Source organism: Mesorhizobium sp. M2A.F.Ca.ET.037.01.1.1 (genome assembly GCF_003998075.1).
Taxonomy (GTDB): Bacteria; Pseudomonadota; Alphaproteobacteria; order Rhizobiales; family Rhizobiaceae; genus Mesorhizobium.
The window spans coordinates 1-2,001 of the sequence record NZ_RZSA01001103.1 but is presented as its reverse complement, the minus strand read 5'-3'; the positions used below and the strand labels follow the sequence as shown (position 1 = coordinate 2,001).

Genomic DNA, 2,001 nt, shown 5'->3' with positions numbered 1-2,001 from the left:
GCTTGGCGGCGATCTGGTCCTGCGTGTTGCCGGCAACATAATAAAGCCAGCCGGCGCGCGCGGCATCGTCCAACCTGGTGCTGCCGGTTTCCTGTCGCAAACTCACGTCCTGCCTCCCCGCCCGCAAGAACGCTGAAACGGGCGCCATAGCTTACAGCGAATATGCCGGCGCGCAATTGTCTATCGAAAGAGCAATTGCTTGGGCGCCCCACAGGCCTCCCGAAGATCTGCCGTCACGCCCCGAACCATTTGCCGGCGGGACGGTTTATCTCCGGCGGGAAACCGATTAAGGGGATCGGCGAAGGAGCCGCGCATGACGCCGAAAGCCGTATTCTGGGATATGGACGGAACGCTGGTCGACAGCGAGCCCTTGCATGAGGCAGCCCTTGTGGCGGCGCTGCGCAGCGTCGGCATCGCCCCGCCGCACGACCTGCATGAGCGCGTGCTGGGCATCGCCGCATGGCCGGTCTACGAGATGCTGCGCGACGAATTCGGCCTCGACCTGCCTTTCGACGACTGGATCGTGCGCAAATACGATCACTACCTGCCGCTGGCGGAAACGCTGAAGCCACGCCCCGGCGCGATCGAGGTGTTCAACGAATTGCGCGCGCTCGGCGTAGAGCAGGCGGTGGTGTCCAATTCCGACCGGCTGATCGTCGATGCCAATCTGCGCGTCGTCGGCCTCACCTATCCGGGCATGATGACGGTCAGCCGCAACGATGTGATCGACGGCAAGCCGCTTCCCGAACCCTTCCTGCGCGCCGCTTATCTCGCCGGCGTCGACCCGGCGGATGCTTTCGCCGTCGACGACAGCCTGACGGGCGCCATGGCCGGACTGGCTGCCGGCATGAAGACGCTCTTCTGGCCGGAGGCGCCGATGGACGGCCCGGCCGGCGCGATTGTGATCAACAGCGCTGAAGAGCTGCGGGCGCAGTTGGGGCTTTAACCCCGAAGGTCGGTGCTGCCCCTCATCCGGTCCTTCGGACCTCCCCGTAAAACGGGGAGAAGGAAAGGCCGCTCAATTCCGATAAACCGGCTCTTCCTCGTCCAGGATCGCTTTCAGCTCGGCCAGATGGCGCTCGGCCTGGCCGGGGTAGTCGTCCATCTCGCGCGCGGTCTTCTCGGCGATCTCGTCGGAGAGCGTGCGCAGCGGGCGCCCGGTCCACAGCGCCTTGATGTAAGTCTCGGCGGCGCGCTCGAAGTAGAACATGCGGTTGAAGGTGTCGGCGACCGTGTCGCCGATGACCATGACGCCATGATTGCCCATGACCATCACCTTGACCTTGGGGTCGGTGAGAAGCTGAGAGCAACGCTCGCCCTCTTCCTCGAAGGCCAGCCCGCCATAATTGGCGTCGACGACATGGCGGTTGAAGAACATGGCCGAGTTCTGGTCGACCGGCGGCAACGTCGAATCGGCGAGCGAGGCAAGTACCGTGGCGTGGATCGAATGGACATGCATGGCGCAGCGCGCATGCGGGACGTTGCGATGGATGGCGCCGTGCAGGCCCCAGGCGGTCGGGTCCGGCGCGTCGGGGCCGGAGAGCGTGTCGGGATCGTTGGCATCGATCAGGAGCAAGTCGCTCGCCTTGATGCGCGAGAAATGCACCTGGTTCGGGTTCATCAGAAACTTCGTGCTGTCCTCGTTGACGGACAGTGAGAAGTGATTGGCCACCGCCTCATGCATGTTGAGCCGCGCGGTCCAGCGGAAGGCGGCGGCGAGATCGACCCGCTCCTCGTAATAGGGCAGGTTGCTCAGCGGTTCCTTGTGCAGGCGGGCAAGGCTCATCGAAAATCCTCCTGTTTGGATGAGAATGCCGTGCGACGCCGCTGCCAGCAACCGATAATCGATGGCTCAGCGGATCAAGCCGCCGGGCGCGCCGATTGCAGCCCGCCCTGCTCGACGATGAAGTCGATCACGTCTTGCAAGCCCTTGCCGCGCGACAGATCGGTGAAGCCGAAGGGCCGCTTGCCACGCATGCGGCCGGCGTCGCTCTCCATGAC

At 64.4% G+C, this 2,001-nt stretch carries 2 protein-coding genes and 2 pseudogenes; 1 reads left to right on the top strand and 3 read right to left on the bottom strand.

The genetic code is table 11. The features are described 5' to 3' along the window. Positions 1-106: pseudogene (locus EOA27_RS42620) on the bottom strand (sugar-binding transcriptional regulator); the annotation flags it as partial. A gap of 207 nt (positions 107-313) precedes the next feature. On the opposite strand from EOA27_RS42620, the gene EOA27_RS33900 reads away from it, so the two are divergent. Next, on the top strand, positions 314-946 hold the full coding sequence (locus tag EOA27_RS33900; protein WP_126080003.1) for an HAD family phosphatase: 633 nt from the start codon (positions 314-316) through the stop codon (positions 944-946). A gap of 72 nt (positions 947-1,018) precedes the next feature. Here the strand turns inward: EOA27_RS33900 and EOA27_RS33895 are convergent, their stop codons facing one another. Beyond that, positions 1,019-1,786, bottom strand: a complete 768-nt coding sequence (locus EOA27_RS33895; RefSeq protein ID WP_126080004.1) for a class II aldolase and adducin N-terminal domain-containing protein — start codon at positions 1,784-1,786, stop codon at positions 1,019-1,021. A 74-nt stretch (positions 1,787-1,860) separates the two neighbouring features. Beyond that, positions 1,861-2,001: pseudogene (locus EOA27_RS33890) on the bottom strand (urease accessory protein UreG); the annotation flags it as partial.

Coding starts and splice junctions, on each gene's coding strand:
- EOA27_RS33895 (WP_126080004.1), bottom strand. CDS start 1,786: ATGAGCCTTGCCCGCCTGCACAAGGAACCGCTGAGCAACCTGCCCTAT.
- EOA27_RS33900 (WP_126080003.1), top strand. CDS start 314: ATGACGCCGAAAGCCGTATTCTGGGATATGGACGGAACGCTGGTCGAC.